This window comes from Nonomuraea angiospora, assembly GCF_014873145.1.
GTDB lineage: Bacteria > Actinomycetota > Actinomycetes > Streptosporangiales > Streptosporangiaceae > Nonomuraea > Nonomuraea angiospora.
Genome location: NZ_JADBEK010000001.1, coordinates 8,028,694 through 8,054,884 on the forward strand (window position 1 = coordinate 8,028,694; position 26,191 = coordinate 8,054,884).

General features: G+C 68.2%; 32 protein-coding genes, 1 tRNA gene, 1 pseudogene and 1 riboswitch. Of the genes and pseudogenes, 10 read left to right on the top strand and 24 right to left on the bottom strand.

Annotated features, from left to right (window positions below; all coding sequences use genetic code 11):
• The first annotated feature begins 28 nt into the window (after positions 1-28).
• Positions 29-118 (top strand) — tRNA-Ser (locus H4W80_RS36715).
• 89 nt (positions 119-207) lie between these two features.
• Here H4W80_RS36715 and H4W80_RS36720 read toward each other — a convergent pair.
• From H4W80_RS36720 to H4W80_RS36750, 8 genes are all read right to left on the bottom strand, one after another.
• Positions 208-1,554: a tyrosine-type recombinase/integrase gene (locus H4W80_RS36720; RefSeq protein WP_225965656.1), complete on the bottom strand. Its 1,347-nt coding sequence runs from the start codon at positions 1,552-1,554 to the stop codon at positions 208-210.
• Entirely contained in the window at positions 1,554-1,685 is a 132-nt protein-coding gene (locus H4W80_RS63000) for a hypothetical protein (RefSeq protein ID WP_264086020.1), read from the bottom strand. Before H4W80_RS63000 ends, H4W80_RS36720 begins: the two co-directional genes overlap by 1 nt.
• Before the next feature lie 68 nt (positions 1,686-1,753).
• Positions 1,754-3,364, bottom strand: coding sequence for a replication initiator (locus H4W80_RS36725; RefSeq protein WP_192789255.1), 1,611 nt, complete (start codon positions 3,362-3,364; stop codon positions 1,754-1,756).
• The gene (locus H4W80_RS36730) at positions 3,361-3,516 is read right to left on the bottom strand and encodes a hypothetical protein (RefSeq protein ID WP_192789256.1); all 156 of its coding nucleotides are present in this window, start codon (positions 3,514-3,516) and stop codon (positions 3,361-3,363) included. The genes H4W80_RS36725 and H4W80_RS36730 overlap by 4 nt, the downstream gene beginning before the upstream one ends.
• Entirely contained in the window at positions 3,509-3,709 is a 201-nt protein-coding gene (locus H4W80_RS36735; protein ID WP_192789257.1) for a hypothetical protein, read from the bottom strand. The genes H4W80_RS36730 and H4W80_RS36735 overlap by 8 nt, the downstream gene beginning before the upstream one ends.
• On the bottom strand, positions 3,709-5,133 hold the full coding sequence (locus H4W80_RS36740) for an FtsK/SpoIIIE domain-containing protein (protein WP_192789258.1): 1,425 nt from the start codon (positions 5,131-5,133) through the stop codon (positions 3,709-3,711). The genes H4W80_RS36735 and H4W80_RS36740 overlap by 1 nt, the downstream gene beginning before the upstream one ends.
• A gap of 84 nt (positions 5,134-5,217) precedes the next feature.
• The gene (locus tag H4W80_RS36745; RefSeq protein ID WP_192789259.1) at positions 5,218-5,532 is read right to left on the bottom strand and encodes a hypothetical protein; all 315 of its coding nucleotides are present in this window, start codon (positions 5,530-5,532) and stop codon (positions 5,218-5,220) included.
• Positions 5,529-5,939 carry a plasmid replication, integration and excision activator gene (locus H4W80_RS36750; protein ID WP_192789260.1) on the bottom strand — a complete coding sequence of 137 codons (411 nt, stop codon included), beginning with the start codon at positions 5,937-5,939 and terminating at the stop codon, positions 5,529-5,531. Before H4W80_RS36750 ends, H4W80_RS36745 begins: the two co-directional genes overlap by 4 nt.
• 236 nt (positions 5,940-6,175) lie before the next feature.
• Between H4W80_RS36750 and H4W80_RS36755 the strand changes: the two genes are divergently transcribed.
• Positions 6,176-6,685 (top strand): hypothetical protein, encoded by a 510-nt coding sequence (locus H4W80_RS36755; protein WP_192789261.1) that lies wholly within the window; start codon positions 6,176-6,178, stop codon positions 6,683-6,685.
• Between the two features lie 131 nt (positions 6,686-6,816).
• On the opposite strand, the gene H4W80_RS36760 is transcribed toward H4W80_RS36755, so the two are convergent.
• The 5 genes from H4W80_RS36760 to H4W80_RS36780 all read right to left on the bottom strand — a co-directional run bounded on the left by H4W80_RS36760 (position 6,817) and on the right by H4W80_RS36780 (position 10,650).
• The gene (locus H4W80_RS36760; protein ID WP_192789262.1) at positions 6,817-7,533 is read right to left on the bottom strand and encodes a GntR family transcriptional regulator; all 717 of its coding nucleotides are present in this window, start codon (positions 7,531-7,533) and stop codon (positions 6,817-6,819) included.
• A gap of 303 nt (positions 7,534-7,836) precedes the next feature.
• Entirely contained in the window at positions 7,837-8,172 is a 336-nt protein-coding gene (locus H4W80_RS36765; protein WP_192789263.1) for a hypothetical protein, read from the bottom strand.
• Complete coding sequence (locus tag H4W80_RS36770) at positions 8,169-8,492, bottom strand: hypothetical protein (RefSeq protein WP_192789264.1); 324 nt, start codon at positions 8,490-8,492, stop codon at positions 8,169-8,171. Before H4W80_RS36770 ends, H4W80_RS36765 begins: the two co-directional genes overlap by 4 nt.
• Positions 8,493-8,796: 304 nt before the next feature.
• A complete protein-coding gene (locus tag H4W80_RS36775) occupies positions 8,797-8,964 on the bottom strand; it encodes a hypothetical protein (RefSeq protein WP_192789265.1) in 168 nt (55 codons plus the stop codon).
• Between the two features lie 306 nt (positions 8,965-9,270).
• Positions 9,271-10,650, bottom strand: coding sequence for an MFS transporter (locus H4W80_RS36780; RefSeq protein ID WP_225963860.1), 1,380 nt, complete (start codon positions 10,648-10,650; stop codon positions 9,271-9,273).
• A gap of 373 nt (positions 10,651-11,023) precedes the next feature.
• On the opposite strand from H4W80_RS36780, the gene H4W80_RS36785 reads away from it, so the two are divergent.
• The gene (locus tag H4W80_RS36785) at positions 11,024-11,212 is read left to right on the top strand and encodes a hypothetical protein (protein WP_192789267.1); all 189 of its coding nucleotides are present in this window, start codon (positions 11,024-11,026) and stop codon (positions 11,210-11,212) included.
• Positions 11,213-11,396: 184 nt separating this feature from the next.
• Here H4W80_RS36785 and H4W80_RS36790 read toward each other — a convergent pair whose 3' ends face one another.
• The 4 genes from H4W80_RS36790 to H4W80_RS36805 all read right to left on the bottom strand — a co-directional run bounded on the left by H4W80_RS36790 (position 11,397) and on the right by H4W80_RS36805 (position 15,447).
• The gene (locus H4W80_RS36790; RefSeq protein ID WP_192789268.1) at positions 11,397-11,792 is read right to left on the bottom strand and encodes a hypothetical protein; all 396 of its coding nucleotides are present in this window, start codon (positions 11,790-11,792) and stop codon (positions 11,397-11,399) included.
• A 127-nt stretch (positions 11,793-11,919) separates the two neighbouring features.
• Positions 11,920-12,495, bottom strand: a complete 576-nt coding sequence (locus H4W80_RS36795; protein ID WP_192789269.1) for a DoxX family protein — start codon at positions 12,493-12,495, stop codon at positions 11,920-11,922.
• 796 nt (positions 12,496-13,291) lie between these two features.
• Positions 13,292-13,921, bottom strand: a complete 630-nt coding sequence (locus H4W80_RS36800; RefSeq protein WP_192789270.1) for a GNAT family N-acetyltransferase — start codon at positions 13,919-13,921, stop codon at positions 13,292-13,294.
• Positions 13,922-13,928: 7 nt separating this feature from the next.
• Positions 13,929-14,027, bottom strand: a riboswitch (SAM riboswitch).
• A 238-nt stretch (positions 14,028-14,265) separates the two neighbouring features.
• Positions 14,266-15,447 carry a L,D-transpeptidase gene (locus H4W80_RS36805; protein ID WP_192789271.1) on the bottom strand — a complete coding sequence of 394 codons (1,182 nt, stop codon included), beginning with the start codon at positions 15,445-15,447 and terminating at the stop codon, positions 14,266-14,268.
• Between the two features lie 526 nt (positions 15,448-15,973).
• Here H4W80_RS36805 and H4W80_RS36815 point away from each other — a divergent pair.
• Positions 15,974-16,651, top strand: coding sequence for a hypothetical protein (locus H4W80_RS36815; RefSeq protein ID WP_192793963.1), 678 nt, complete (start codon positions 15,974-15,976; stop codon positions 16,649-16,651).
• 86 nt (positions 16,652-16,737) lie between these two features.
• Positions 16,738-17,595 carry a class I SAM-dependent methyltransferase gene (locus H4W80_RS36820; protein WP_192789272.1) on the top strand — a complete coding sequence of 286 codons (858 nt, stop codon included), beginning with the start codon at positions 16,738-16,740 and terminating at the stop codon, positions 17,593-17,595.
• Here H4W80_RS36820 and H4W80_RS36825 read toward each other — a convergent pair whose 3' ends face one another.
• The 5 genes and pseudogenes from H4W80_RS36825 to H4W80_RS36845 all read right to left on the bottom strand — a co-directional run bounded on the left by H4W80_RS36825 (position 17,596) and on the right by H4W80_RS36845 (position 21,178).
• A complete protein-coding gene (locus H4W80_RS36825) occupies positions 17,596-18,306 on the bottom strand; it encodes a hypothetical protein (RefSeq protein WP_192789273.1) in 711 nt (236 codons plus the stop codon).
• A gap of 143 nt (positions 18,307-18,449) precedes the next feature.
• Positions 18,450-19,853 carry a xylulokinase gene (gene xylB, locus H4W80_RS36830; RefSeq protein WP_192789274.1) on the bottom strand — a complete coding sequence of 468 codons (1,404 nt, stop codon included), beginning with the start codon at positions 19,851-19,853 and terminating at the stop codon, positions 18,450-18,452.
• A pseudogene (locus tag H4W80_RS36835) lies at positions 19,850-20,434 on the bottom strand (apurinic/apyrimidinic endonuclease family protein); the annotation flags it as partial. The gene xylB and the pseudogene H4W80_RS36835, both read right to left, overlap by 4 nt.
• A 45-nt stretch (positions 20,435-20,479) precedes the next feature.
• On the bottom strand, positions 20,480-20,668 hold the full coding sequence (locus tag H4W80_RS36840; protein WP_192789275.1) for a hypothetical protein: 189 nt from the start codon (positions 20,666-20,668) through the stop codon (positions 20,480-20,482).
• A gap of 60 nt (positions 20,669-20,728) precedes the next feature.
• A complete protein-coding gene (locus tag H4W80_RS36845; protein ID WP_318787235.1) occupies positions 20,729-21,178 on the bottom strand; it encodes a MarR family winged helix-turn-helix transcriptional regulator in 450 nt (149 codons plus the stop codon).
• Between the two features lie 64 nt (positions 21,179-21,242).
• On the opposite strand from H4W80_RS36845, the gene H4W80_RS36850 reads away from it, so the two are divergent.
• Positions 21,243-21,752, top strand: coding sequence for a VOC family protein (locus H4W80_RS36850; protein ID WP_192789276.1), 510 nt, complete (start codon positions 21,243-21,245; stop codon positions 21,750-21,752).
• Between the two features lie 44 nt (positions 21,753-21,796).
• Entirely contained in the window at positions 21,797-22,030 is a 234-nt protein-coding gene (locus H4W80_RS36855; RefSeq protein ID WP_192789277.1) for a hypothetical protein, read from the top strand.
• Here the strand turns inward: H4W80_RS36855 and H4W80_RS36860 are convergent.
• Both H4W80_RS36860 and H4W80_RS36865 read right to left on the bottom strand, forming a co-directional pair.
• Complete coding sequence (locus H4W80_RS36860) at positions 22,027-23,307, bottom strand: TIGR04013 family B12-binding domain/radical SAM domain-containing protein (protein WP_318787236.1); 1,281 nt, start codon at positions 23,305-23,307, stop codon at positions 22,027-22,029. The genes H4W80_RS36855 and H4W80_RS36860 overlap by 4 nt on opposite strands.
• Positions 23,308-23,322: 15 nt before the next feature.
• Complete coding sequence (locus H4W80_RS36865) at positions 23,323-23,895, bottom strand: NADPH-dependent FMN reductase (protein WP_192789278.1); 573 nt, start codon at positions 23,893-23,895, stop codon at positions 23,323-23,325.
• Positions 23,896-23,982: 87 nt separating this feature from the next.
• Here H4W80_RS36865 and H4W80_RS36870 point away from each other — a divergent pair, with 87 nt between their 5' ends.
• From H4W80_RS36870 to H4W80_RS36880, 3 genes are all read left to right on the top strand, one after another.
• A complete protein-coding gene (locus tag H4W80_RS36870; protein ID WP_192789279.1) occupies positions 23,983-24,315 on the top strand; it encodes a winged helix-turn-helix transcriptional regulator in 333 nt (110 codons plus the stop codon).
• 192 nt (positions 24,316-24,507) lie between these two features.
• Entirely contained in the window at positions 24,508-25,632 is a 1,125-nt protein-coding gene (locus tag H4W80_RS36875) for a S1 family peptidase (RefSeq protein ID WP_192789280.1), read from the top strand.
• Between the two features lie 136 nt (positions 25,633-25,768).
• Positions 25,769-26,173, top strand: coding sequence for a VOC family protein (locus H4W80_RS36880; protein ID WP_192789281.1), 405 nt, complete (start codon positions 25,769-25,771; stop codon positions 26,171-26,173).
• Positions 26,174-26,191: the final 18 nt, after the last annotated feature.

Below are 26,191 nucleotides of genomic sequence, written 5' to 3' on the forward strand. Positions count from 1 at the left end.
ACGCTGTCCTGAGCCGCGAAGGCTTCCAGGAGGATTCGCCTAGTCAGGTCTATGGCGCCGCACTGCTAATGCGGTTTGGGTTTACCGCCCATCCGGGGTTCAAATCCCCGATCCTCCGCAGGTGAGAGGCCCTCTCCCCAGTTTTGGGGAGAGGGCCTTTTTGATCTCTGTGGGCGTCAGGGTTGCAGTTTGGGTTGCAGTTGCCCGTCAGGGCGTGCCCCAGAGGGCCTGGTCCATGCGGTTGCTGGCGTCCTTCATCTGGAGCGTGGCCACGTGTGTATAGCGCTCTGTGGTGGTCACACGGGTGTGGCCGAGGATCTCCTGTACGACTCGGATGTGGACGCCCTGTTCGATGAGCAGGGTTGCTGCGGTGTGCCTGGCATCGTGGACTCGGGCGTCCCGTACGCCGGCTTGCTTGAGGATGGACTTCCACTGCTTCCAGTCCTCCGTGCGCTCGATCGGGCCGCCGAGCTGCGTTGTGAAGACCAGATCGTGATCGGTCCACTTATCCCCAGCCTTGAGCCGTTCGGCGGCCTGGAGCTTCTTGTGGGTTCGTAGCAGGGCCAGGAGCGCCGACGGGCACTGGAGGGTGAGCTTGCTCTTGCCCTTGCGGTGTCGAAAGACCAGGCCACCGCCGGTGCGCTTGAGGCACTTGTCCGCGTGGCCGGTGCAGTCCTTGAGGCAGGGCCGCTTGTAGCAGAGGTGGCCCGGCTTGGCGCAGCCCGGCTTGCACGTCGGCCGGTGTCCGTGGATCTTGCATCTCTTGTGGCACGGCGGGCGGTGCCACTTCTCGCCGCAGGTGTGCGGGTCGTCGCAGCCGTGCCGCCATTCCTGGCGCTGCACCTGAAACCAGGCTCGGATCTCGCCCGTGTCCATGTCGATGTACGACCAACGGAGCCCAAGGGCCTCGCCCTGGCGGATGCCGAGCGCCAGCGCCACCGACCAGCGGACGGCGTTCCTCTTGGTCTTGGCTACGTCGAGGATGCAGCGAGCCTCCTCGCGTGTCAGCGGCTCGATTTCGGCTTCCGCGGCTGTGGGCGCCTCCACGAGAGTGGCCACATTCCGCGTGACCTTGTCGCGGCGGACGGCCACCTTGAGGGCACGGGAGAGAATGCGGTGCACCTTGAGGACCGTACTTGTGGACAGGCCCTTGTCGAGCATCGTCGTGTACGCCGTGTCGAGGTGCTCTGGGGCGAGCCGGTTCAGCCTGTGTCGGCCGAGGAGCGGGATTATCCAGTGGCGCGTCTTGGAGCGGTAGTCGACCAGCGTGCGCGGAGCCATCTTGCCCGAAGCGACGAGGCGTTCACAGATCACGTCGAGGTACTCGGTCATCCACTCGGCGACGGTGGGCACACGGCCCGGCTTGGTGACCTGCCCGGACTCGCGGTTGCCCTCCAATTCAGCTACCTTGCGAGTTACCTCGACCTCCGTCTTGGCCATCCGGTGACGACGATCAGGTGAGCCGTCGGGCTTGATGCCGATGGTGACCCAGCCGTGCCAGTAGCCATCCTGGCCGAGGTAGATGGAGGGGCGCCCGTTCGGCTTCTTCGCCATCACGCCGCCTCCTCCTCTCGCACGAGACCTGCTTTCAGTTCCAGAGCCTGAGCGAACTCGATCAGCGCCCAACGAGGAACGAGGCGGTAGCCGTCGTCTTTGATGGACTTGAGTTCGCCGGTTTTGATCAACCGGAAGACTGCGGTCCGGCCCCGAGCAGCACGGCCGCGTCCTTAGGTCGGTAGAACAAGGGCTCCATCTACGCTGCCTCCTCTCGGATTGCCGAATGATCTTGGCCGTCTGCTTGGGCTTGAAGTCGCGCCATGTGGGCGCGCCAGCGTTGCCGTTCAGCGACAGTCCGAAGAAGGCGTATGGCCAGCGGAGCCACGTTCTCGTCACTGGCCGGTACGGGCTTCCAGACGTAGCGGTGCGGGTGGGTCGGCTCGTCTTGTTGGCCGAGGGCTTCCAGGACCCAGGTGCGGCGATCCTGCTTGTGTTCGGCGAGGGTCTTGTTGGACCACTTGCGGGAGACCAGGACGCGCCGTCCGGCGTAGCCGAGGTGGTCGGGCTTGTGAGCCTTGCCCCGGCACTGGCCGGGAGTCATGCCCGGCTTGGGGTTCTTGGGCTGGACGCCGTAGCGCAGCCAGTTCGGGCAGGTCGGCGAGCAGGGCTCGAAGCGCAGCGCCTCAGTCATCCGTGCGGCGTGGTCGCGCTGGGCCTGGTCGTCGGGGTCGAGGCTGTCGCTGATCGACTTGGTGAGGTACTTGGACAAGTAGCGGATGCACTGGTCGGCGTCCGGGGTACCGGCGAGCATGCCTTGCACGTCCACCTGGACGCCGAAGCGGATCACGTGCAGGGGTTCGGCCGCCTCGTCGGTGTCGAGCTGGTCGAGTGCCTGATCCCAGGTGGGGAGCACCTCGCCGGTTGCCGGGTCGAAGTAGCCCGTCCCGTCCTCCCAGGCAGGTAGACGGTCACCGTCGAAGATCACCCGATTAGCCGGCGGCCACCACACCTGGTGGTAGGTGGCGGCGGCTATCTGCTTGATCTCCGCTCGCGGAAGGGTGCCCCTGATGGCCATGTGCAGGTGCGGCGCGAGCCGCTTCTGAGGTTCCACGGCCGCGAAGTACTGCACGTCATAGCCCGCGACGCGGCGCAGGTTCTGCACGAAGCGATCGACCAGCTTGGAGAAGTGCAGCGCGTCACGGGCAGCTCGCGTGTAGTCGTAGGTCTCCGGATCCATGGGGACGCCATCACGCACCTTGCCGTAGGAGGGGAGGGTGAGGGTCACGAACAGCGACGGCCGGTAGACCTTGCCGTCCGAGCTGGTGAAAGTCCGCCCGAGCGTCGTTGCCGCCATCTTGCGCTTGGGCAGGTCGGGGGCGTCCTGACGTCGCCGGGTCGAGCGGTTGCGCTTGGGGCAAGTGCGGCCGAGGACGTTGCCGCGCATACCCGCCGCGTTGATCTCCTCATCCAGGCCGGTGATCAGTTCGTCCAGGTCAGTGGTGTCCTGGCCTGCCTGGTCGGTCTGGTCGCGTTGGGCTTGGAGGTCGGCGCGGAACTCCACCAGCCAGCGCTGTTCGTCGTTCGGCTCGTCCGGTGTGATGGTCGGTTCGGCCTCCAGGTGCCAGCCTTCCCGGCACTGGGCCATGCGGAGCTGCCGGTTGCGCTTGGCGCACGGCGGGCACTTGGCCTCCAGGGTGGCACCGCACGGGACATCGACGATCTCCCACCTACCGGTGTGGGTGTCGAGCCGCTTGAGCGGGACGGGCCGGATGCACACGCCGTACTCCTTGGCGACCTCTTCGGCCACGTCGCGGGCCAGGGGCATGGCCAGCCGTTCGGCGCGGGGCAGCGCGCGGTCGTAGGTCATAGCTCCTCCTCGTCGTGGTCGGGGTCGATGAGGGCGCCTTGGCCGCACTCGCGGCACTCGACCAGGCCAGCCGCCAGGTCCAGCCAGAGCGTGTTGCCGCCCAGGCAGACCGAGCAGCGCAGCCCGTCGAGGAGGTAGGCGAGGTCACGCATGGTCGCTGCCCTCCGTCTCGGTCAGGTCGGCGCACAGCCGGTAAAGGCCCTGGTAGGGGTGGCGGCTGATGTGGGTGTGGAAGACCTCGAAGGCCCGCACGCGGGGAAGGTCACGAACGGTGAGCATGACCAGGACCGAACGGCCTGCCACGAGCTCGATCTCTTCGGCGGTGCCGTGGAAGCAGACCTTCATCAGGCGTCCCCTCCGGCGGCAAAGGCGTCGGCCATCTGTCGGATGTCAGTGTCGGAGACGTAGGCGGCGCGGACGCGGATCGGGTCGGGGCTGGCCTCCAGCCGGACGTATCCGACGCCTGCACCCAGTTCGGGGACGGGTGAGATGTGGTCGGCCAGGGCACCCCGGTCTCGTGCGCCGTCGCCGAGGACCATGTCCACCTGTTCCGACTCGTCCAGCCGGAGTGCGATCTTGTCGGGGAACAGGTTGCGGATGTTCATGACCTCTTTGCGCGGGTCTTGGAGGGCGGCCAGGACGCCCAGGCCCACCGCGCGGCCTTGTGTGGTGAGGGTGGCCAGGGCTGCGGAGATCCGGCGTCTCAGTTCTCTGTCGGACTGGTAGGCGGTCAGGAACGCCACTTCGTCGACCACGATCAGGACGAAGGGGTCTTCCACGGTCGGGGTGTGGGAGCGCTGGACGCCGGCGAAGCGGGCCGCGCGCTCCTGCATGACGGTCACGGCCTGGTCGAGCAGGTCGGCACAGTCCTCGGGAGTGGCCGCGTACCGTTCGCCGAACAGGGCGCGTCCGTAGGACAGCTCCATCAGCTTGGGGTCCAGCGCCCAGATCTCGACCAGGCCCGCCCGGACGGCGGGGAGCAGGGCGCGGATCGTGGACCAGATGATCGAGCCCTTGCCCGCCCCGGTGGCGCCCGCGACCAGGACGTGAGTGCCGTGCACCTTGAGCAGCCACGGCCGCCCGTCCTCCTGCTTGCCGATCTCGACCGGCCCCGCGGTTGGCGTGCCAGGAACGGGGAGTGCCGGGATGCGTTCGGCCAGCGGGTCATGACGCGGGAAGGTCAGGGTGAGGCGACCGCCCCGAGACAGCGCCACCCGGCACGACGCGGAGCCGAATCCCTGGGCGAGGTGGTCGAGCCGATCGGACCAGTCCTTGACCGACTGCCCCTTGAGCATCTGAACGGTGATCAGGTCGGCCCACGCCGTGCAGGTGACCTTGCCGAGGCGTGGCAGGTAGTCGCGGCCCCAGAGATGCCTGCCGAGGCCGGAGACGATCATGACGGGTTGCCAGTGCCGCCGGTAGACCCAGACGAGCCGCCACCAGGCCAGCAGCCGCCGGCCGATCAGGCGGACGAAGATGTTCCAGTTGGTCAGGGCCCAAGCCGCCAGCCCTGCCGGAACCGGTGTGGTGAGCAGGATCGCGGTCTGCCAGCCGTACAGCAGCGTGAGGACGCCGGGGGCGAGCGTCGCGAGCATGGCGACGGGATGGCGCCACAGGAGCCGAACGAGACCGGCGAGGAGACGCCAGGCGAAGATGATCAGGGTCAGGATGGCGGGGGTCCGGATGACGGCCGGGCGGAAGACGACGGCCGTGTCGGGCGTGGTGGTGACGAGGTTGCGTGTCTCATCGCCAGGCAGCCGCTTGAACATATGCTTGAAACCTCTCGTGAGTGAGATCAGGGAGAACCGAGGGGCCGCCGGAAGTTGCCGCTTCCAGCGGCCCCGCCTTGTCTGTCAGGCCGCCGTCTGCTCGGTGGCCTTGCCGGTGATCGACTGCTGGCCGTGCAGGCGCTCGCAGTCGGCCAGGTAGTGAGCGGCTGCGTTGTAGATCTCGCGAGCCAAGGTCAGGTCGGCGTCGGTGACCGGCCCGCCGCCCGTGGTGGAGACCGAGACGTCCGCCTCCGATGTGGTGAATGCCAGGTACGGGCGGCGCTCGTCGATCACGCTGGAACGGACCCGCAGGTCGCTGGTGTGGAAGGAGACGTTCAGGCGCGGACTCTGCGGGTGAGCTATCGAGAGCGTGACGTAGGTGTACGGGCCGAGGCTCACGCCGCCGCCTTCTTGCTGACCGGGGTCTGCTTGGTACGCGGCGGGCGCATCCCCGTCGCGCGGATGGAGTAGGCCAGTCGCCCGGTCTGGCCGACGTACGGCGTGACGGTCATCCCGACGAACTCCACGGGAGTGATCGGGAGACCGGCCGCAGCGGGCGGCGCGGTGGGCTCGGTCGCGGACAGGATCTTGACCGCTACCGTCTTCTGCGACGCCTTGACGGTCGGGTCGCCGTCCATGACCGGGACCTGCCAGACCAGTTCTCCGGTCGTCTTGTCCTTGGCGTAGACGGTCCTGCCGTTGGTCGAGGCGTCGAAGTCCTTGACCTGCTCGACCTGGCCCACGATGTAGCAGCCGTGCGGGAAGACCTGGTCGAAGCCGATCGGGATGGGGCCCTGGATTGCCATGTGATTCCTCTCGTCAGCGGGAACAGCGCTTATTCGCTCGTCCACTTGTCCGCATGAGTTGAGAGTATGTCCGGCCACTCGTCCGCACAAGTGGTTATGACGAAGGTGAGGGGTAAGACTTAGCTAACCTTGAAGACACCCTCAAGCTCGTACAGGCTGCCGGGCAGCGCCAGACTCACGTCTCCCGTTGTCGCGTCCGCTCCGCGCTGATGCTGCCCAATGTCAGGATGTCGGGCATGGATACCGCGGACATGACAGCTGCCGCCCACGAGGTACATCGCCGATGGCGTGCCCGGGAGGCGCCTGACGGGGACTTCATCGTGTTCGCCGATGGTTCTCTGTCAGTGATGCGCCTCATGCGCTTCTCCCAACCAGGCCAACTCCACGGCCTACGGGCCGAGAAATGGCAGTGGGTGGAGCTCCTACGAGCCACCGCGTGGACAGCCAACGATTGGATAGACGTCGACTGTGTGCTCGCCTCGTGCACCTACGCCGATGGCCGCGCCTTGGCGGGAGAATCAGCTGCCCACGGCAGTATCGGCTGGGTCGCCCTAACACGAGACGATGACGAAGGCACCTTGGAATGGATCGCGGTCTCCAGCGAGGCCAATCCGTTCGCCGAGGTCGCCTTAGATGCGACCACCGTGACGGCCACCAGTACCGCAGGGCGTGTCTGGGCCTTCCCCCGCAACACCCCTCAGCAGGTGAAGATCACTGAAGATCCGGCCGATCTCTCGTACCAGTAAACACTGACCGTCGAGGATGATCCTCTGGCTCGCCGGCCCAGCGGATTACAAGGAGATTCAGGCCACCCGAAGTAGAGCATCCGGTTCGGCTCTCGGCCTACACGGGCAAAGCCGGAGTAGGACGGCAAGGCTCACCCGACCTTGTAGACATCCTCAAGTTCGTGCAGGTTACCGGGCAGTGCCAGGCTCATGGCCAGCAGCACGGCTCCCGAGGGGTCGTGCACGGACGCCAGCACGCCGAGCACCGGGTTGGACGAGCCGAGCAGTTTGGCTTCCTCCTTGGTGGGCTTACGGGCCGACAGCCGCTCCGTGATGTGATCGAACCGCAGGTGCTTGACCGCCTGGAGATGCCGGCGGATGCCGTTGCGCAGCGGCTCGGGCTTGTCCAGGTCGGTGCCCACCGCGATCTCCAGTGGAATCCACACGGTCTCCACCGCGGACGGGACCTCACCCTGCCGGGCCACTCGCCTACGCACGATCACCGGCGTCCGCTCGGCCACGCCGAGAAGCCGGGCCACGTGCCGAGGAGCCGCAACGCGCGCCACCTCCATCAGGCTGCCAGCGCTCTCGCCCTGCTCCGTCGTGCTCAGACTCGGCCGGACGCGCTCGGCCCCGCTGTCGGGACGGCCCTTCACGAACGAGCCGCGCCCATGCTCTCGCTCGATCCAGCCCTGCATGGCCAAGGTCTGGAGAGCCCGCACCACCGTGGTACGGCCCACGCCGAGTTCGCGCACCAACTGCGTCTCGGACGGCAGCATGTCGCCAGGGGCGTACTCGCCCGACTCGATCCGCTCCTGAATCGCCCGCATGACCTGGGCATATTTCGGCGGGGCGAAGTCCATGCTCATCTTGGCCGTCCGTTCACTCTTGCGCTCGTCCGCACAAGTACAGTACTGGCTAAGACATGGCCTGTCAGGGCCCTTTCACGGCAGTCTTCCGTGACGTCTTGGCGGCCTGCTCCCACCGCTCGGTGCATTCCTGGCAGGAGGCCGAGCCGGTCGGGACGAAGGGCAGATGCCAATTGCCGATCATCACCGGCTGGACTGACGCCCCGCACCACGCCGTCGTACCGTGCGTCCGTACCGCATGCTGCACCAGCACGGAGTCTCGCCGGACGCTCTCCACCCCGCACCCCCAGAAGGCCGTATCGCTCATGGCTCGACCTCACGCACGAAATCAGCCAGCGGCCCCTTGCCCGAATGCGCGGCCCGCAGGTCTGCATACTGCATGGAGATACGGTGAGCGGCCCGGACCGGATCAATCGCCGGATGCCAGGCATAGATGACGCGCCGACGCGTGGCATTCCATCCCGTTCGCCACCAGAAGTGCCGGCCATCGCACCACACCACCAGACCGACCCAGACCGATACGAGCGCGAGCCCGTAGCCGTCGTGAACGTCGGCGGCGATCCCTTTCCCCGCCGGCGCTTGCCGGAGAAGTTCGGCCGAATGGCGCGGATCAATCGTGATCAATGTCGGCGCGTTCATTCGGCCACCCGCTCGAACCGCACCATGCCCGCCGGGTCGAGGGAAGCGCGGAAGATCTCGCGGCCGGAGCGGTCGTCGGGGGCCGCACCGAAGTCGCAGACGCTGTGCACGATGCGCCCCCGCACGCAAGCACCGTCAGGCATGCCCCGCATCGCCGTGCGCAGCTCGTCCATGGAGGTGGCCTGGAACGGGCTCGACCCGCAAGGGCCCAGCTCGTCACCGTCGCCGATGCGGACTTCCCACTCGAACAGCTCGCCCAGCACGCTGCCCTGCCCAGGGCCGTCGCAGTACAGGCAGTCTTCCTTTGCGGACGAGGCCATGCCCAACCTCGATGCCGCCACGTGACCGCGCCGAGTGACGATCTTCCATCCTCGGCCGTCGCATTCGGTACACCTGACCGGAGTTGTCATGCCCGACAGCATGAGCAGCCAGACCGTTTATACATATCCCACGGCGTTATACCTCGAAGCCATATAACGTCTGCGGCACATCAATACACCACCTGGAAGCCGATTTCCGGAGGTCCACATGCGCAGAAGCGCTTTCGACCCCATCGACATACCAGAATGGGTGTGGGATCGCGATGAAAGCCGCGAAATCCTCCAAAAGCGCGACATCACCGGGCTATTCCGGATGGCCGCTAAATACGGCGGTCTCAGCCAGGTACGCATCGCGACAGCAACCGAGATCGCACAACCCCGCGTCAACAAGATCTTCAACGGGACAGCCGGCCCCATCGAGGAACTGGCGGTATTCGAGCGCATCGCCACCGGACTCGGTCTGCCCGACCACGCCCGAATGCTTCTCGGCCTGGCCCCGCTCGACCTCGCCTCACCAACAGGCGATCACGACGACGAGCACCAGGAGCAGACCAGCGAACTGGCTGCCCGCTTGGACGCCGCCGCAGCCATCGACCCCACCATGGTCATGATCCTCACGACGGACACCAACAACCTCCGCCTACAAGACCGCCGACTCGGCAGCATCGCCATCGCCGACAAGATGCGCGCCCAGATAGCCCAAATCGAATGCGCCCACCACCACGCCGTACGCCCCCACATCCGCGCCCAACTCGCCCACCTCCTCGCCGAGACCGCGTCACTGGCCGGATGGCAGGCCATCAACACTGTCGCCCTCAACGACGCGTGGAACCACTACGAACGCGCCAAGGCAGCCGCCCGCGAAGCTGACGACCCCGCTGTCCTCGCCTACGTCTCCGGCGAACAGGCATACGTACTCATGGACTTGGGGCGACCCGCCGAAGCTGCCGAACTGCTCCAGTACATCCACGCAACCCACCTCGACCACGTCCCCGCCCGCCTCAGAACCTGGCTCGCAGCTGCCGAAGCAGAAGCCGCCGCCGTCCTGGGGGACGAGGGAGCTTGCCGTCGCGCTCTCGACCAGGCCGCCGCAGTGTTGCCGAAAGGCGACGGCGACCCGGACATGCCGTACCTGTCGATCAACGTCCACCACTTCGCCCGCTGGAGAGGCAGTTGCCTTCTCCGCTTCGGCCTGCCGGGCGGGCACGTCCATCGACGACAGGCAGGCACGCCCGAGCAGGAGGGCGATCGCCAGCGGGAGGGAGGGAGCAAGCGGCACTGCGGCCAGCATGACGTTGGCGGGCAGGTGGGTGAAGACCATCGTGGGCAGCAGCCCGATCCGGTTGGCCACCCGCGGCGCGGCCAGCAGCGAGGCGGTCTGGAGTATCCCGGCCACGGCGAAGGTGATCCCGATCGTGTGGGTGGTGGCCCCGAAGCGGACCGCGAGCCAGTAACCGACATAGGCCTGAATGACGAACCCGCCGGCGAGGCTGTCGGTCGCGAACAGGCCCGCCAGGCGGGCCACCGGGCCGCGGGAGTGGGCCAGCATGCGCGATTGCGGTAGTCCGGGTGCCGGAGCCGCTGCCGGAGCTTCGACGGTGGCGGGTATCCGAAGGGTGAGGAGCATTCCGGCGGCGGCTGTGCCGGCCAGGACGCCGCCGAGCAGCCCCCGGTGGGCGGGCAGGCTCCCGAGGAGCGCGCCGAGCGTCCCGGCGATGGCGGCGATCGCGTTGTAGAGGCCGAATCCCCGCACGATCTGCTTCTGGGGGCGGCCGCTGCCGGCCAGCATGACCTGTTCCAGCGTGGTGAACGGCCCGGACTCGATGACCTCGACCGACATCGCTCCGCTGAAGGCGGCCACGGCCAGCAGCCACCAGGGCAGTCCGGTGGCGATGATCAGGCCGCACAGGAGCAGGGCGGCGTACAGGCCCGCGTAGGCACGGCGGCGGCCAAGGCGGTCGCCCCACCGGGCCAGGGCCAGACTGGTGAGAAAGCTACCGACCAGAATTGCCGCCAGCACCAGACCGACCTCGGTGGCCGACAGCCCATCGCTGCCCATGAGAGCGCCGAGCTGGACGGCGGCCACGCCGTACCCGAGACCGCGAAACGCCTGTGACGTCAGCAGTACCCACACGGTGCGGTCGTGGGCGGCGCTCATACCAGTGCGCTAGCCGACACGCTGGCTGGCGAGAGGAGGTACGGGAAGGTCCATGATCCCGATCATGTACCGAAACCCGTCTTTGTGACGACTGGTTTATGACGTTGATTCCGGATGAGGTTCATCGCCTCTGAGGACCTGGGCGCCCTACCAAGATCCCGGGTTCGGACGGCGGCGTGGCATCGGGCCGGTCGCCGTACGTCTGCCCCGCCGTACCGACCGAACGCGTCGGCCAGGTTGCCACGCCGCCGCACACCGGACACGGTCGGGGGCGATCGACGATCCAGGGTTCGTTCCTCACCTTGGCTCACCGCGTATCGGGGTTGATCATGGCGCTTGACCGGTGGACTGGCGGATTGCAGGGTGACGAACTATGGGCAGGAGACGCTACGTCGCCAGAGGCGTTCCCGGCGGCTATCGGATCTGGGACAACAAGGCGCGCCGCTGGTGGGGCGACCTCTACGAGTCGTGCCCTGACGACCTGCTCGACGAGCTGAACGGCGCGCGTGAACACGACAGAATCACGGCACTGCTCAAGCGTTATAGAGCTATGCGGCGGTAGGCGGCGCTCCCGCGAACACCAGACCAAGCCCACAATCCGGCTCTCATGGGACGTGAAGTCTCTCGGTGAGTTGTAGCCATCGGTCGTGAACCGCGGCGAACGCGTACGAATGCCAGTGGAGATCGTTCAGGCGCCTATGCGTCAGAAGGTGCGTGCCCGTTGCGACACCGACAGCGACGCCACCTCACTGCGGACGGGAGCGCAGGCGCCGGCTCACCACGACGATTAGCACTGTCTGGAGTACGAGCATCACCAATGCGAGCAGTCCCGAAGCGGCGGACATCTCCTCCTCCGAAAGGCCACCACAGTCAGTTATGTTGCCGCCCTCGTAAAGCACGACGCAGTCGCGCCCCAGGATGGCGGAAGTAACGAACCAGTTGGCCAGCAGAAGGGGAACCGCACCTAGAACAAGGGCTGGGGTGATGCGCCGGCCCTTGCCACCTGCCGGGTCCATCTTCTTCAGCACAGGTTCGGGACACCTGTCCTTATCCGAATCAGAACTCACGCCGAACACGTAAGCATAGGCAGCGATCGGGTGCCAGATCCGTGCCAGAACAGGCGGAGAGTCGCGGTCACTCACGGGCATTGGCGATCTGCCCCGATCCCGCCCGGAGCGACGGGCCGAGGACGCGCGGCGCAGGGCCGAGGCGCCGGCCGTGCAGTGCCGCGATCCGCGCCCGGCGCCCACTGCCTACCAGCGCAGGTGATCAAAACTGGGCGTTGGTCATCGTGTACCACGTCGGAGCGCATGCCAGCAGGGCCAGTGCGACCAGGACCGCGAACGACTTGAGTACGCGTGAGGTGGTGATGATCGCGGGTGCGATGGGCCTCAGCTTCCAGCGTCCGACCGCGATGAACGCCGCGACGCCTCCCAGCAAGAGATTCGCGGGCACCAATTCGTATTCGCCGCGCATGACATGAAAGCCGGCCGCGAGGATCATCGTCAGCGTCAGGCCAGCGGCGGCGAGCGGCGTGAGCTTCGGCTTGACTCCCGTCATTGCCGGCAGGATCAGGCCGACGCCGCCGAGTACCTCAAGGACCCCGATGAAGACGATCAGGGACTGTGGCACCGCGGCGTACCAAGCCACGGCCCGGGGCGCTGCCGCATACAGAGCTTCGTCGTACAACAGCACTTTGCCGAAACCGCTGCCGGCGAAGAAGAAGCCCCACAACGCTTGAAGTGACCAAAGTGCGCCGTTGAGCGTGAACCTCATTCCGCGCCTTTCGGGCTGCTGGTCGATGTCGTTGACGCCGAGAAGGTTCTCGCTGACGTGCTGGTTCATGTCCTGTCACTGCCTTTCTCGCCGGGTTGGCCGGGGAACTCACCGGCTTTGTTCGTTCCTTCGTCAGCACGTGGTGATCGCTACGTGGTGACAGCGCTCATCCGACCACCGCAGCGAGGTGGCGCGCACTGTCCGTGGGACAGGGTGGGACACGCGAGGCGCGGTCTACCTGCGAAAACAAGAGTTTTTACCGCGACTGCGGACTGGGACGGTTCCCGCAGTGCGGGTGCCCGTGAGGCTTGGGATCGCCGCGATGGTCGCGTCCGCGGCCGCTCGCGTGGCATAGGGAACGACGCTCGTCCACACGTCCGCCGTGAAGCTGTGGCGAGCGTGACGGCGTGATGGCCAGTGCCGGGGCCATCGGGGGTCCACCGACCTGCCGCCGTGGCAAACCGTGTACTGGTATTTCCAGCAGTGGGAACAGGCCGGCGTCACCGAAGCGCCGCCGATCGAGTTGCGTACCAAGGCCCCGCCCTGCTGTCGGCGTACCTCACCACCCTGATCCGGGACGTCTTCTCGCCGGGCTCCTGGTGGACTGGGTCCGTGACACCCTGCGCACCACCCTGGAGATCGTGCGCGAGCCCACCGGCCAGTGCTGATTCAGGGTGATCTCCGGCCGTTGGGTGGTGGAGCGGACCTTGGCCAGGCATCGCCGGCAATACCGCCCGGCAGGGTTGCAGTTCCGGTGGCGGGCCTTGAGAACGCTGCTGGAGGAGAGGCCCTCTTCGAGCAGCGGTGTCCAGGTGCTCAGGGGCGCCTCACCACCTGATCGCCACCATCACCCGGCAGAAGCTTCTCAGAGAGCCGGCGAACGGGAGGTCGCGGCGGTGAGACGGGCTTGCAGTACCGGCTTGACGGTAGGCCAGTCTTCGGCGACCACTGCGAACATGGCCGAGTCGCGGACCTTGCCCTCCTCGCCGCGCGCCCACGACATGGACCAGGCGCGCAGCACGCCCTCAAAGGGGATGCCGAGCCGCTCCAAGGCCCGGCGGCAGCGATGGTTGCGGGCGTCGGTCTTCAGATCGACGCGGGCAACGCCGAGCACGTCGAACGCGTACGAAAGCAGCAACAGCTTCGCCTCGGCATTGATCCCCGTGCCCTGCGCCGAGGCGGCCAGCCAGGTGAAGCCGATCTCGATCGCCCGCAGGCCGGCCCGATCCGGCCACTTGCGAGGATCCCACAGCCCGGTGCATCCCACCGCCTTGCCGTCGCTGAGTCGAACCTGCGCAAATGGGGTGAGCCCGTCGCGGGCGAGTTGTGCCGCCAGGTAGTCCAGCATCTGGTGAGCGCGAGGCACCAGCGTGAAGTCGTAGGACGACCGATCCTCCTCGGCCGCCTCCGCGAGATCCGGCGCATGCCGCATCGCCAGCGGCTCCAACCGCACGAGATCGCCCGCGAGGACAGGAACATCAAGCCGCACGCTCATCAGCTCTCCCTCATCGTTCCTGGCATTGGCACCTTTCCCGCGGATTCCCGCCGGGAGGTTGCCGGACCGTCACAGGGCCAGGTCCCTCAGATCCTCTGGATGAACTACTGAGTCGTGATCATGCCTGCACAGGCGGACACCGTCAATTCGCCGCAAGGGCGCCCATTCCGTGGATCGCGTCTTGAACTGGGCAGATGGGCTCTCCCTGGAAGAGCCGGGAGTGCAAGAACAACTGGACACATCCGGCACGGTCCGACTCTGAGACTCATAGCGGCCCGGGCATCGGAAGTGCTCACCACCAGCGGCAACCAACCTGCCCAATCCAACCGACGCGGTTTCTCCCATCAGGCGTTGATCGACTTGCCGAGGGCGCTGCCCGCCACCCAGTCGTCCCACGATTTCGCCCACGGCGTCGGCCCGTTGCCGAACTGGAGCTTCCGCGACGTCCCCGTGACCTCGATGATGTCCCCCCGCTGCGTGAAGTTGTAGAACCAGCGGGCGTTGGCCATGCTGGCGTTCACGCAGCCATGGCTGACGTTGCGGTTGCCCTGCGCGCCGGTCGACCAGGGCGCGGCGTGGAAGAACATGCCGCTGTAGGTCATCCTGACATTCCACTTGGTGCGGGCGTAGTACTCGCCGGGCCTGCCGATGGTGGCCGAGTCCATGAGGATGTCCGCGGCCTTCTCCTGGGCGATCATGACGCCGGACCAGCTGTCGTCCCCCGGCTTGCCCAGGCTGACCGGGATGGTCTTGACGACCTCGCCGTTCTCCCGCACGACCGCCCGATGGGTGGCATTGCGGATCTTGGTGATGTGCTCGTCACCGACGGTGAACGTCAGGCTGCGGTCCCTCGTGCCCCACAGGTCCCGCCCCGCCCGCACCCCGGCCAGGTGGGCGACCACCGTGACCTTCTCGCCGACCGGCCAGTACTCGCGCGGCCTGAACTGGACCTCGCGGTCGCTCACCCAGCTCCACGCGCCCTCGACCGGCTTGGACATCCGTACCTCCAGCGACCTCTCGACCGCGGCCCGGTCGCTCCTGGCGGTCACGGGGCGCGACAGCAGGAGCTGGACGGGCATGCCGACGCCGACCTTCTCGCCGTCCAGCGGGGACATGCCGCTCTCCAGCACCCGCTTCGGCTTGAGCGTGGTGAACGTGGCCCGCGCGGTGACAGGCTTGCCGTCCGTGCCGGTGGCCTGCGCGCTCACTGTGTACGCCGTCGAGGGCCGCAACGGCCACGTGGGGCGCCACGTCCCGTCCGCGCCCAAGGTGCCGCGTACCTCATGGCCCTTGGCGTCGGCGACGGTCAGCTTGGTGATCTTGCCGTCGGTGGCCTTGACGCTGACCCCGGCGTCCGGGGCCACCTTCTTCGCGCCGTTCGCCGGGGTGATCGAAAGCTTGGCCGCCGAGGCCCGCTCTCGTGGGCCGGCGGGCGGTGCTGGGTTCGAGCCACCCGAGGTGCAGCTTGCGGTCAGCAGCAGCGCAGCCGTGAACGTGCTGACGAGCATGGTCCGGCGGTTCCGCATCGTCGATGCCTCCACTCCCCGACAAATAGGCATCTTTCAGACAAGACGGCCTATTGATGATACGGAGAGCTATATGCCCATAACGGTCAGTAACAATACAAGGGTGCCTTGATCGATGCAGCAGGTTGCGAGGCAGGCGTGTCCGGAGGGCGTCTGCGAGATCGAGGAGTGGGACTTCGGGACGTGGCGCGCGCCCACCGCTGTTCACCGACGATGGTGCTTGCTTCTCCGTTGTGTGGGCGGTGGCTCTGAGCGCGGTGACCCCGTCCTGCTGGATGACATCGCTCGGGCCATGACCTGCCTGGTCCCGGGGGACATCGAGGTGTTGGCCGGGCTTGAGATGGACGGGATCCCGGTGGTCACCGCCCTCGGCAGGCATACCGGCCTGCCGTGCGCGTTCGTCCCGTAAGCAGGCCAAGGCGGCCCATCGGCAAGGGCCCTCTCTACGATCGTCACCCGTCCGGGGCAGGCAGAACAAGACTGTTTCTTCGGCCGGCGGCGTCGCCATGCTGTAACCGTGAACGCCATGAACAGCGACGTCTGGGATCCGTTCGGCACCTTGCGCAACGCCCTATGGATCGGAGGGGGACAATGGGCCGGTAAATCCACCGTCGCCCGGCTGCTGGCCGGCCGGTACGGGCTGACCGCCTATCACTACGACTACCACGACGCACGTGCGCACAATGACCGTCGGATCGCCCGCCGCGTACGGCTTGGCGAGCCCATCCCGGACCCTGACCCGGACGCCGTCTGGGTGAACACCAGCCCTCAGAAAATGGCCGAGGAGACGCTGGCCGGCTTTCCCACGCGGTTCGAATGGGCTCTGGATGACCTGCGCGGCCTGGTTTCGGGGCGACCGATCATCGCCGAGGGGTGGGGGTTGCGTCCCGAGCTGGTCGCGCCCATCATCGACTCACCCTCGCGAATGATCGTCATGGTGCCGAGCGAAGAGTTCCGCCGGCGTCAGGTTCGCGAGCTGCCCCGTGCCGTCGCCGTCGATCACCGAGTCAGCGATCCTGATCGAGCACAGCGCAACCGGCTCGCCAGAGATCGACTCGTCGCGGACGAGGCCGTTCGTTCCGCTCGCCGCTTGGGCATCCGGGTGCTGGAGGTGGACGGCTCCGAGAATGCGGAGGCTGTGGCAGACATCGTGGCCGATCACTTCAGTTCCTATCTGCCGCTTACGGACGTCTACAGGTCCTGACCATGTCCGATCGCTCTGCGGCGGCGATTAGGGGCTCCGTCTTAATTGGGTGGCTGTGGCGGTGACGTGGTTCCTATCGTGTCGGCATGCCTTTCTACGCTCACTCGCTGGCCTGGCTGCTGGGGCTGGAAGGGGTCGCGCTGTTGCGCGCGCAGGCCGGCGATCTGGGGGATGCGGCCTTTGTGGAACAGCGGATCGCTGAGATCCGCAAGATGGTGATCGACCCGGATCCGGAGCTGAGGGCGGGCGCGGTCGTCGGCCAGGCCTCCACCACGGAGGGGTACGCGCAGTGGGCCGAGCAGTACGACGGCGAAGGGAACCCGCTGATCGCCGTGGAGGAGCCGCTGGTGCGGCGCATCCTGGGCACGCTCGCGGCGGGGCGGGCGCTGGACGCCGCGTGCGGCACCGGCCGGCATGCCGCGTTCCTGGCGGGGCTGGGGCATGAGGTCGTCGGCGTGGACTCCTCGGCGGAGATGCTCGTCCGGGCGGAGGCCAAGGTTCCGGAGGGGGAGTTCCGCCAGGGGGACCTGTGCCGCATGCCGGTCCCGTCGAACAGTTTCGACGTGGTGGTCTGCGCACTGGCGTTGACCCATCTGCCCGCCCTGGGCCCGCCGCTGGTCGAATTGGCCAGGGCTGCCCGGCCTGGTGGACACGTGGTGCTGTCGGACATTCATCCGTTGTCGCTGTATCTGGGAGGAGTGCCCAGGGTGGCAGGACCGGACGGAGGCGTACGGGCCATGCCGGCCAGCAGGTTCCTGGCCAGCGACTACATCAGCGCCATCCACCAGGCAGGGCTGCGGATCGCGGCCTGCCACGAACCTCGGTGGGGCGAGTCGCCCGGCGGGCACGGTGGTCCTCTCGCTCAGCGGTGGTGTTCAGAAGCGGCGGCGGTGGCCTATCAGGACACTCCCGCCTTGATCGTCTGGCATCTCCGAAAGCCGTGATCACCAGCTCAGCGCTTTCGGCCGGCCGGTCGTGGTGGGCGGCCGGTCGCGGAGGATCCGCACGCCGAGCGGGACCAGGGCCACGCAGAGCAGGACGGTGACCAGTACGTCGGGGATGGAGGCGCCCTTCAGCACGCCCATCCACGTGCCGCCGGCCAGCAGCACCATCACGGCGCGGGCGGTGCCGAGCAGGCCCGAGCGCCAGGCGGCGATGGCGAGCAGGAGGGAGCCCGCGTACTGGCCGACCGAGGCCCAGACCGGCACCCGCCACGGTCCGTAGGAGATGTCCACATACTCCTTCATGATCGCGCTCGTCGCCTGGTCCAGGCCGATGACCTCGGTGAGCTGGAAGGCGGTCTGGTCGGCGCCGGCGAAGTACAGGCGGGCGAAGAGGCCGATGACCAGCAGTGTGGCGCCCCAGTAGGCGAGGTGGCCGCCCACCTGCTGGGCCAGGGTGACGAAGGCGGGGAAGAGCAGCACTGCTCCCAGCGCGAACACCGCGTAGGAGAGGGTGAGCAGGGCGGGTGCCGACGTGTAGGCGAGGAGCTGGCCGTAGGCGGCGAAGGGCTGTGCCTCGGCCCACGCCTGCTGCTGGAGGGTGAGGGCGGTGATCGTGCTCAGGTAACGCAGCAGGTATCCGGCGCACATGATCATCGGTCCCACGATGAGCGTCACGCCGCCGATCCATCGTCCGGGAAAGGGGGTGTTCATGGGAGCGAGCCTGGTGCCGGTGAGGTGGGTCCGTCATCGGCCGATGGTCAACCGGTGCCCCTGTCGAAAGTCAGGGGCAGGCAGGCAAGCAGGCGGTCGCCTTCCCCGCCGATGGCAGGGAAGGCGACCGGAAACAGCAGGGATCAGTCGAGGATGTGGGTGGTGGCGCGGGCGTAGCGGTCGCGGATCGAGGGGACGGCGTCCCCTTCGTACGTCTCCGTCTCCTCCGACCGCCAGTCCGGCGTGGTGACCAGCGTGGCGGCCTGGTACGCGGCGCCGTTGGCGACGTACTCGGCCGGCGGCGGCACCGTGATCGGGACGCCGAAGATCGTCGGGGCGATGCGGCGGACCGCCTCGGAGCGGGCAGCGCCGCCGATCAGCAGCACCCGCTCCGGCTTGGTGCCCAGCGCGTCGAGGGCGTCGGCGAGGCCGCAGAGCATGCCCTCGATGGCCGCCCGCGCCAGGTGGGCGGGGGTCGAGGTGGCCAGAGTCAGCCCGTGGACGGAGCCCGTCGCGGTCGGGCGGTTGGGGGTGCGCTCGCCCTCCAGGTACGGCACCAGCGTCAGCCCGTCGGCCCCCGGCGGGGCCTGGAGAGCCAGCTCGCTCAGGGCGTCCAGGCTCACCCCGGCGATGCGGGCGGCGGCGTCCATGACGCGGGCGGCGTTGAGCGTGCACACCAGCGGCAGGAACCGTCCCGTGGCGTCGGCGAAGCCGGCCACCGCGCCCGTCGGATCGGCGCTGGGCGACTCCGCCACCGCGAACACGGTGCCGGACGTGCCCAGCGACACCACGACGTCGCCGGAACGGGCGCCCACGCCGAGCGCGGCCGCCATGTTGTCGCCCGTGCCGGGGGCGATCAGCGCCGCGCCCCCTTCGTACGCCGCCTCGGCCGGCCCCAGGACCCGGGGCAGCAGGGGGACCGAGCCGAACGCCAGCTTCAGCAGATCCGTCCGGTACGCGCCCGTAGACGGCGACCAGTAGCCCGTGCCCGAGGCGTCCCCCCGGTCCGTGGCGAGCTGGTCGAGCGGTGGCACCGGGGAGTCGGCGGAGAAGGTCCCCGAGGCGAACGCGCCGGCCAGGCGCCAGGAGAGCCAGTCGTGCGGCAGGCAGACGGCCGCCGTACGGGCCGCGTTGTCCGGCTCGTGCTCGGCCAGCCAGCGCAGCTTGGTCACCGTGAACGAGGCGACCGGCACCAATCCGACGGCGGTGGCCCAGACCTGCGGCCCGCCCAGCTCCGTCACGAGGTCGGCGGCGGCCTGTGCGGAGCGGGTGTCGTTCCACAACAGGGCGTCACGTACGACATTTCCGGACTCGTCCAGGCAGACCATGCCATGCTGCTGCCCGCCCACACTGATAGCGATCACATCGTCCAGCCCGCCGGCTTCCTCGATGGCCCGCAACAACGCGTCCCACCAGTGCGACGGATGCACCTCCGTGCCGTCGGGATGCGGCGCGCGGCCCTGCCGGACCAGCGCGCCCGTCTCAGCGTCACGAATGACGACCTTGCAACTCTGCGTCGATGAATCGACCCCAGCGACCAGCGTCACCCACGAACTCCTAACAAGTGCTCCAGCGCAAACTGGTTGAGATGCGTGAAATGGTATCCGCGCGCGGCGGCGACGTCCGGACCGAAGTCGTCGGAGGCGAGATCGGCCGACACCCACACGTCCGAAGCGTCCTCCGTACGCGACGGCTTGTAGGCGAAGTGCCGCGGCCCGTCGTAGCCGCCGTGCCACGGCGGCGATGCCGTGGACGAAGTCGAGCCCGGCCATCTGCTCGTGGCCGACCTCGCGGTTGAGGCCGGCCATCTCCGGGTGCTCCAGCTCGCCGATGAACGCCAGGGCGTGGCCGATCGTGGGCAGCAGGCTGTCGCCGCGGGGCTCGTTCGGCTTGGGCTCGATGGCGAACCGGACGCCGTGGCCGCGCTCGCGCACATCGCCAGGTCGAGGTTGCGCAGGGCGTATCGCCGCACGTCACGGTCGTTGCCGGTGAAGGCCCCGTCGCGGAGGACGGGGTGGGTGAACAGGTTGGTGGTCGCCATGGGCACTTCGAGCCCGGTCTCGGCAAGCGCTTTCCTGAAGGCCGTGATCGCCCGGGGCTGGACGGCCACCAGGTCGTCGTGGAGGGTCGGCTGGCAGGCGCATGTCTCGATGCTCCCCTGGCGATCAGCTGTTCACAAGCCCGAGGGATCGCGCCCCACGCTGATCTCCTCGGCGATCTTGCGGATCTCCGCCACCTCGAGGCCCGGAGCCTTGGGCAGCTGGCGCAGCAACGCCTCCATCACCACGGGCACGGGCTGGCCGGCGAACCGCCCCGCGATGCCGTGGACCGCCCTGAACAGCGCCTCTTCGGTGTCGTGCATCGGCCTCTCCTTGTTCGGGTACCCGGAGAAACCTACGGCCTCGGCACGACAGTTCGCTCGCTACCCCTCCAGCGTGTTCCGCACTGCGACGCAAATCTCGTCGAGCCTGCGCACCTGCTCGGGCGTCAGCACGTCGAAGAGGCTGCGCCGTACCTCCTCGACGTGTCCCGGCGCGGCGGCGGCCAGCGCGGCGAACCCGTCGTCCGTGAGCACCGCGAAGCTGCCGCGCCCGTCGTCGGGGCAGCGCTCGCGCCGGACCCATCCGCGCTCCTCCAGGCGCGCCACGGCGTGTGACAGCCGGCTCTGGGAGCTCTGCGCCCTGGCGGCCAGCTCGCTCATCCGCATCGACCGCCCGGGCGCCTCGGAGAGCGCCACGAGGATCATGTAGTACGTGTGCGGCATGCTCGCGTCCCGCTGGAGCTGGCGGTCGAGCGCCTCGTTGATGAGCTGGGTCGCCGCCAGGAAGTTCCGCCAGGTGTGCTGTTCGTCCGCATCCAGCCATCTCGTCACGGGTCCCAATTTAGTTGAACTCTCATATACTTGAGACGGGACTCCGCCCGGAAAGGGGCACATCATGCCTGTTCAACGACTCAACCACGCGGTCCTTTACGTCCGCGACGTGGAACGCAGCGTCGCCTTTTACCGCGAGGCCCTCGGCTTCGACGTCGTGATGGGCATGCCGGGCGCCGCCTTCCTCCAAGCCGCCGGCTCGACGAACGACCACGACCTGGGCCTGTTCCAGATCGGCCCCGACGCGGATCCGTCCCCGGCCGGCCGCACGTCCGTGGGCCTCTACCACCTGGCGTGGGAGGTCGACACCCTCGACGAGCTGGAGCGGGTCGCGGTCAAGCTGAGCGAGCTCGGCGCGCTGGTCGGCTCGTCCGACCACGGCACCACCAAGGCGCTCTACGCCAAGGACCCCGACGGGCTGGAGTTCGAGGTGTCGTGGCTGGTGCCGGCCTCGCTGATCACCGACGAGGTGCTCGCCGCGCGCTCCAGCATCCGCCCGCTCGACCTGGCCGCCGACAAGGAGAGGTACGGCGCCCGGACCCGAGGCGGAGTGGGCGTGTCCATCCCGGTCTGAAGTACCGTAGTGGTGATACGACCCTTCTTTCACGGGGAACGGTCATGCCAAGCGATCCTGACCACGTGCTCGACGCCATCGACGGCGTCGTCGACGAGTGGGAGACGCTGAGCGCGGACGCCATGCGCTGGTCGCCTCCCGAAACCAAGAGTCCCGACTTCCTGACCGAGGTGACGGAGATCCTCAGTCCGCTGGTCAACGCGTTCGCTCAGGCGCTGCGTCCCGTCAGCGACGCGTTCGAGCGGGTCATGCACACCTTCGACGACGACGATCACTAGCCGGTGCGCCGGCGCCGTGCCCGCCGCGGGTAGGCCTTGGCCGTCTCGGCCAGCCGTACGGCGTGTTCGGCCTGCTTGCGCCAGTGCCCGTAGGCGTCGCCGCGCTGCGCCAGCCGGTCCAGCTCGCTCATGGTCGCCAGCGGGATGAACGCGGGCTCGGCGTCCCGCCACGGCGTGCCGGGCAGCGGCATGAACGTGTGGGTGTGGATGCGGGCGCCCAACTCGGCCAGGTCGGAGGCGAGCTTCAGCGACTGCTCCTGGTCCTCCTCGGTCTCGCCCGGCATGCCGAAGATGAAGTCGACGTTCGGCCGGAAGCCGTGCTCGACCGCGATCCTGACGGCGTCGCGCACCGGTGAGGTGTCGTGGCCGCGGCCCGAGGCGGCCAGCACCCTGTCGGAGCCGGACTGGGCGCCGATGATCAGGTTGTCGTTGGCCACGTAGCGCTTGAGCATGCGCATGGCCTCGGGGGTGACATGCTCGGGCCGCACCTCCGAGGGGAAGCTCCCGAAGAAGACCCGGCCGCGCGCTGGCAGCTCCTCCTTGACCCCGGCCAGCAGCTCCTCCACCTTGCCCAGGTCGGGATCGGGCCCGGGGGAGCCGTAGGAGAGCGAGGTCGGCGTGATGAAGCGGATGTCGCGCAGGCCCCTGTCGACCATCCCGCGCACGTGCTCGCGCACGCTGGCGACCGAGCGGTGGCGGAACTGCCCGCCGAACATGAACGGCGTCTGGCAGAAGCGGCAGGTGTAGCGGCAGCCGCGGGTGATCTCGATCGGCCCGTTCCGGCCCACGAAGGAGGGGAACGCGTCGAGCGGCAGCTGCGGCGCCGGCCTCGTGCGCAGGGCGACGCCGTCGGCGTCCTTGATCGCCAGCCCGGGCACCGAGGTGAGCGGCTCGTCCTGCTGGAGCGCCCGGACGAGGGAGATGATCGTGGTCTCGCCCTCGCCGATCCCCGCCAGGTCCCAGCCCGCGTCGATGACCTGCTGCGGCTCGGCCGTGGCGTGCACGCCGCCCGCGATGTGCAGCCCCCGGCCGCCGCTCAGCGACCTGACCGTGGCCAGCTCGGCGGCCATGGCCTCGGCGTCGGGCGAGTAGAACGACCAGAGCACGAGCACGCGGTCGGCCTGGCTGGCCGTGATGTGCTCCGCGGTCTCCTCAGGGGTGGTGCCGAGTCTCAGCTCGTGCTCCACCCCGGCGCTCTCCAGCGCGGCGAGCAGCGCGTGCACGCCGTACGTCACCGCCTTGCGGTAACGGACCACCACACCTACAGCCAGTGCCACGTCCGGCAGCGTAGCTCAGGCGGCGCGCATCGAGCGCAACGCGCCGGTCAGCTTGGCCAGCTCGGCCAGCATGGCGCCGGCGGCGGCGTCCATGACGTCGTTGGCGCGCACCTCGCCGTCCTCGCCGATGAACTGCGCGTAGAACGGGATGTTCACCGCCTCCACCACCGGGATCATCTTCAGCGTGCTGGTGACCTGGCGCAGGCTGTTCACGGCGCGGGTGCCGCCGGAGACGCCGCCGTAGCTGACGAACCCGGCCGCCTTGTGCTGCCACTCGTGGTGCAGGTAGTCGAGGGCGTTCTTCAGCACGGCGTTGAAGCTGTGGTTGTACTCGGGGGTCACGAACACGTACGCGTCGCCCCGCTCGACGGTGGCGCTCCACTCCTTGGTGTGCGCGTTCACGTACTGCTTGAGCCGGGGGTGGTGGGGCTCGTCCAGGAACGGCAGCGCGACCTCCGCCAGGTCGATCAGCTCCACCTCGAACAGCCCCGACTCCACGGCCTTGCCCTGGAACCACTCGGCGATGGCGCGCCCGGCGCGACCGGGACGGGTGCTGGCGACGACGATCTGCAGGACCGGCTTGCCCATGACATGCTCCTTCACTCAGGCGGTGTAGCTACTCAACATTATTGAGGTACTACATATTTCTGAGCAAGCGCTGGTAGGATTTGTGGCATGAGTCTCGATTCGGTCTGCGTGCGCTTCCACGTCGCCTTGGAGCTGATCGGTGCTCGCTGGTCGGGCGCGGTGATCCACATGATCTTCAAGGGCGCCCACCGGTACGCCGACCTCAAGGCGGCCATCCCCGGCATCAACGACACGATGCTGGCCCGGCGGCTGCGCGAGCTGGAGGGCGCCGGGCTCATCGAGCGCCGCGTGCTGCCCACCTCGCCGGTGCGCGTCGAATATCACCTGACCGAGATGGGGCAGGAGCTGCGGCCGGTGCTGGACGAGCTGGTGACGTGGGCGCACAAGTGGATCCCGCTGCCGGAGGCCAGGTCCGCCTAGCCCTCAGGAGCGGGAAGACGGGATCCGCTTGGGCAGCGGCGGCGGCGCCGGGGCCCACCTTTAAGGCGATAAATCGGGCCATGGCTCCTGTGTCCGAAAAGCCCCCATAACACCGAAATAGAGCCTGTTTGGCATGCTGGCAGGCGCCTTAGCAGCCGTTAGCTTGACAGCACCCCCACCCGAGGAGTGCACATGTTGAGTAAACGCTGTGCGTTGGTCGGCGGCGTCATCCTCGCCGCCTGCCTGGCCACCCCCCTCAGCACCGCAGCAGCTGACTCGGCGCCTCAATCCGCCTCCCCATCCCTTCCCCCGTCCGTCGTCGACGCGCTCGAAAGGGACCTCGGACTCTCCGAGCAGCAGGTCAACGCCCGGCTGGCCAACGAGGAACGCGCCGCGTCCACCCAGGCCAAGCTCACCTCCCAGCTCGGCGCGTCGTACGGCGGCGCCTGGCTGAACGACGACGCCTCCAAGTTCCTGGTCGCCACCACCGACCCCAACGCCACCGCCACCATCAAGGAGCAGGGCGCCGAGCCGGTCGTGGTCGCACGCTCGCTCGCCCAGCTCGACGCGGTCGTGCAGCAGCTCGACCAGGCGCCGAAGAAGGCCCAGGCCGGGGCGGCGCTGTGGTTCGTGGACGTCAAGACCAACAGCGTCGCCATCCAGGCGCCCACGGTGGAGGCCGCCGAGGCCCTGGCCAAGGCCGCGGGCGTGGACAGGAGCGCGGTCAGCGTGTCGGCGACCGCCGAGCGGCCCGTACCGCTGATCGACATCATCGGCGGCAACCCGTTCTACATCGGCTCCAGCCGCTGCAGCGTCGGCTTCTCCGTCACCAGGGGCAGCACCCCCGGTTTCGTCACCGCCGGGCACTGCCGCGTGGCCACCAACACCACCAACCCGACGGGCACCTTCCAGGGCGCGTCCTTCCCGGGTAACGACTACGCCTGGGTCGCCGCTCCCGGCAACACCCCGCAGCCGTGGGTACGCGGCTCCGGCGGCGCGAACGTGATCGTCCGCGGCTCCACCCAGGCCGCCGTGGGCTCGTCCATCTGCCGCTCCGGTTCGACCACCGGCTGGCGCTGCGGCACCATCCAGCAGCACAACGCCACGGTCACGTACCCGCAGGGCACCGTCACCGGCCTGACCCGCACCAGCGCCTGCGCCGAGCCCGGCGACTCGGGCGGCTCGTTCATCTCGGGCAACCAGGCCCAGGGCGTCACCTCGGGCGGCTCGGGCAACTGCTCCGTCGGCGGGACCACGTACCACCAGCCCGTCAACGAGATCCTGAGCGTCTACGGGCTCACCCTCCGCACAGGCTGACCCCCGGCGCCGAACTCCGCGCGGCACGCCCGGCTGGGCGGGCCGCGCGGACTTTTTGCGTGCACGGCGATGAGTTCTCCCGCTCCGTCCGGTCTGTCTGGTGGAAAGCCCGTCAACACCATCGGAGGAGCCCGCGATGAGGCGACCCGTTCTCGGCAGCCTGCTGCTCGCCAGCACGAACCCCGAGCGTCTGCGCACCTGGTACGCCGACGCCCTCGACCCGGAGGACAACTCCGACGTCGGCGGGTACGGGGTGCTCAAGTTCGGCGAGTTCTACCTGTTCATCGACACGCGGACGGACGTGTCGGACAAGAATCCCGAGCCCGGCAGGGTGATCCTGAACTTCGACGTGTCCGACGCCCGCGCGGTCGCCGAGCGCATGGAGAGCGCGGGCGTGACGTGGCTGGCGCAGCTCGAGGACCGCGACGGCAGCCTGTTCGCCACCGCGATCGACCCGGACGGCAACTACGTCCAGATCATCCAGCTGCGAGGGAGCGCCGGTGTCTGGACTGAGGAGGGAGGGAGCGAAGCGACCGAGTGACGAGGGAAGACACCGGAC

Bases quoted from the DNA above. Each gene is read 5' to 3' on its own strand.
- H4W80_RS36755 (WP_192789261.1), top strand. From the start codon at position 6,176: ATGGATACCGCGGACATGACAGCTGCCGCCCACGAGGTACATCGCCGA.
- H4W80_RS36800 (WP_192789270.1), bottom strand. From the start codon at position 13,921: ATGAGCGTGCGGCTTGATGTTCCTGTCCTCGCGGGCGATCTCGTGCGG.
- H4W80_RS36780 (WP_225963860.1), bottom strand. From the start codon at position 10,650: ATGAGCGCCGCCCACGACCGCACCGTGTGGGTACTGCTGACGTCACAG.
- H4W80_RS36740 (WP_192789258.1), bottom strand. From the start codon at position 5,133: ATGTTCAAGCGGCTGCCTGGCGATGAGACACGCAACCTCGTCACCACC.
- H4W80_RS36725 (WP_192789255.1), bottom strand. From the start codon at position 3,364: ATGACCTACGACCGCGCGCTGCCCCGCGCCGAACGGCTGGCCATGCCC.
- H4W80_RS36805 (WP_192789271.1), bottom strand. From the start codon at position 15,447: ATGCGGAACCGCCGGACCATGCTCGTCAGCACGTTCACGGCTGCGCTG.
- H4W80_RS36795 (WP_192789269.1), bottom strand. From the start codon at position 12,495: ATGAACCAGCACGTCAGCGAGAACCTTCTCGGCGTCAACGACATCGAC.
- H4W80_RS36765 (WP_192789263.1), bottom strand. From the start codon at position 8,172: ATGAACGCGCCGACATTGATCACGATTGATCCGCGCCATTCGGCCGAA.
- H4W80_RS36760 (WP_192789262.1), bottom strand. From the start codon at position 7,533: ATGAGCATGGACTTCGCCCCGCCGAAATATGCCCAGGTCATGCGGGCG.
- H4W80_RS36880 (WP_192789281.1), top strand. From the start codon at position 25,769: ATGAGGCGACCCGTTCTCGGCAGCCTGCTGCTCGCCAGCACGAACCCC.
- H4W80_RS36770 (WP_192789264.1), bottom strand. From the start codon at position 8,492: ATGGCCTCGTCCGCAAAGGAAGACTGCCTGTACTGCGACGGCCCTGGG.
- H4W80_RS36720 (WP_225965656.1), bottom strand. From the start codon at position 1,554: ATGGCGAAGAAGCCGAACGGGCGCCCCTCCATCTACCTCGGCCAGGAT.
- H4W80_RS36730 (WP_192789256.1), bottom strand. From the start codon at position 3,516: ATGCGTGACCTCGCCTACCTCCTCGACGGGCTGCGCTGCTCGGTCTGC.
- H4W80_RS36815 (WP_192793963.1), top strand. From the start codon at position 15,974: ATGAACAGCGACGTCTGGGATCCGTTCGGCACCTTGCGCAACGCCCTA.
- H4W80_RS36865 (WP_192789278.1), bottom strand. From the start codon at position 23,895: ATGGGCAAGCCGGTCCTGCAGATCGTCGTCGCCAGCACCCGTCCCGGT.
- H4W80_RS36875 (WP_192789280.1), top strand. From the start codon at position 24,508: ATGTTGAGTAAACGCTGTGCGTTGGTCGGCGGCGTCATCCTCGCCGCC.
- H4W80_RS36855 (WP_192789277.1), top strand. From the start codon at position 21,797: ATGCCAAGCGATCCTGACCACGTGCTCGACGCCATCGACGGCGTCGTC.
- H4W80_RS36825 (WP_192789273.1), bottom strand. From the start codon at position 18,306: ATGAACACCCCCTTTCCCGGACGATGGATCGGCGGCGTGACGCTCATC.
- H4W80_RS36735 (WP_192789257.1), bottom strand. From the start codon at position 3,709: ATGAAGGTCTGCTTCCACGGCACCGCCGAAGAGATCGAGCTCGTGGCA.
- H4W80_RS36750 (WP_192789260.1), bottom strand. From the start codon at position 5,939: ATGGCAATCCAGGGCCCCATCCCGATCGGCTTCGACCAGGTCTTCCCG.
- H4W80_RS36870 (WP_192789279.1), top strand. From the start codon at position 23,983: ATGAGTCTCGATTCGGTCTGCGTGCGCTTCCACGTCGCCTTGGAGCTG.
- H4W80_RS36785 (WP_192789267.1), top strand. From the start codon at position 11,024: ATGGGCAGGAGACGCTACGTCGCCAGAGGCGTTCCCGGCGGCTATCGG.
- H4W80_RS36820 (WP_192789272.1), top strand. From the start codon at position 16,738: ATGCCTTTCTACGCTCACTCGCTGGCCTGGCTGCTGGGGCTGGAAGGG.
- H4W80_RS36850 (WP_192789276.1), top strand. From the start codon at position 21,243: ATGCCTGTTCAACGACTCAACCACGCGGTCCTTTACGTCCGCGACGTG.
- H4W80_RS36840 (WP_192789275.1), bottom strand. From the start codon at position 20,668: ATGCACGACACCGAAGAGGCGCTGTTCAGGGCGGTCCACGGCATCGCG.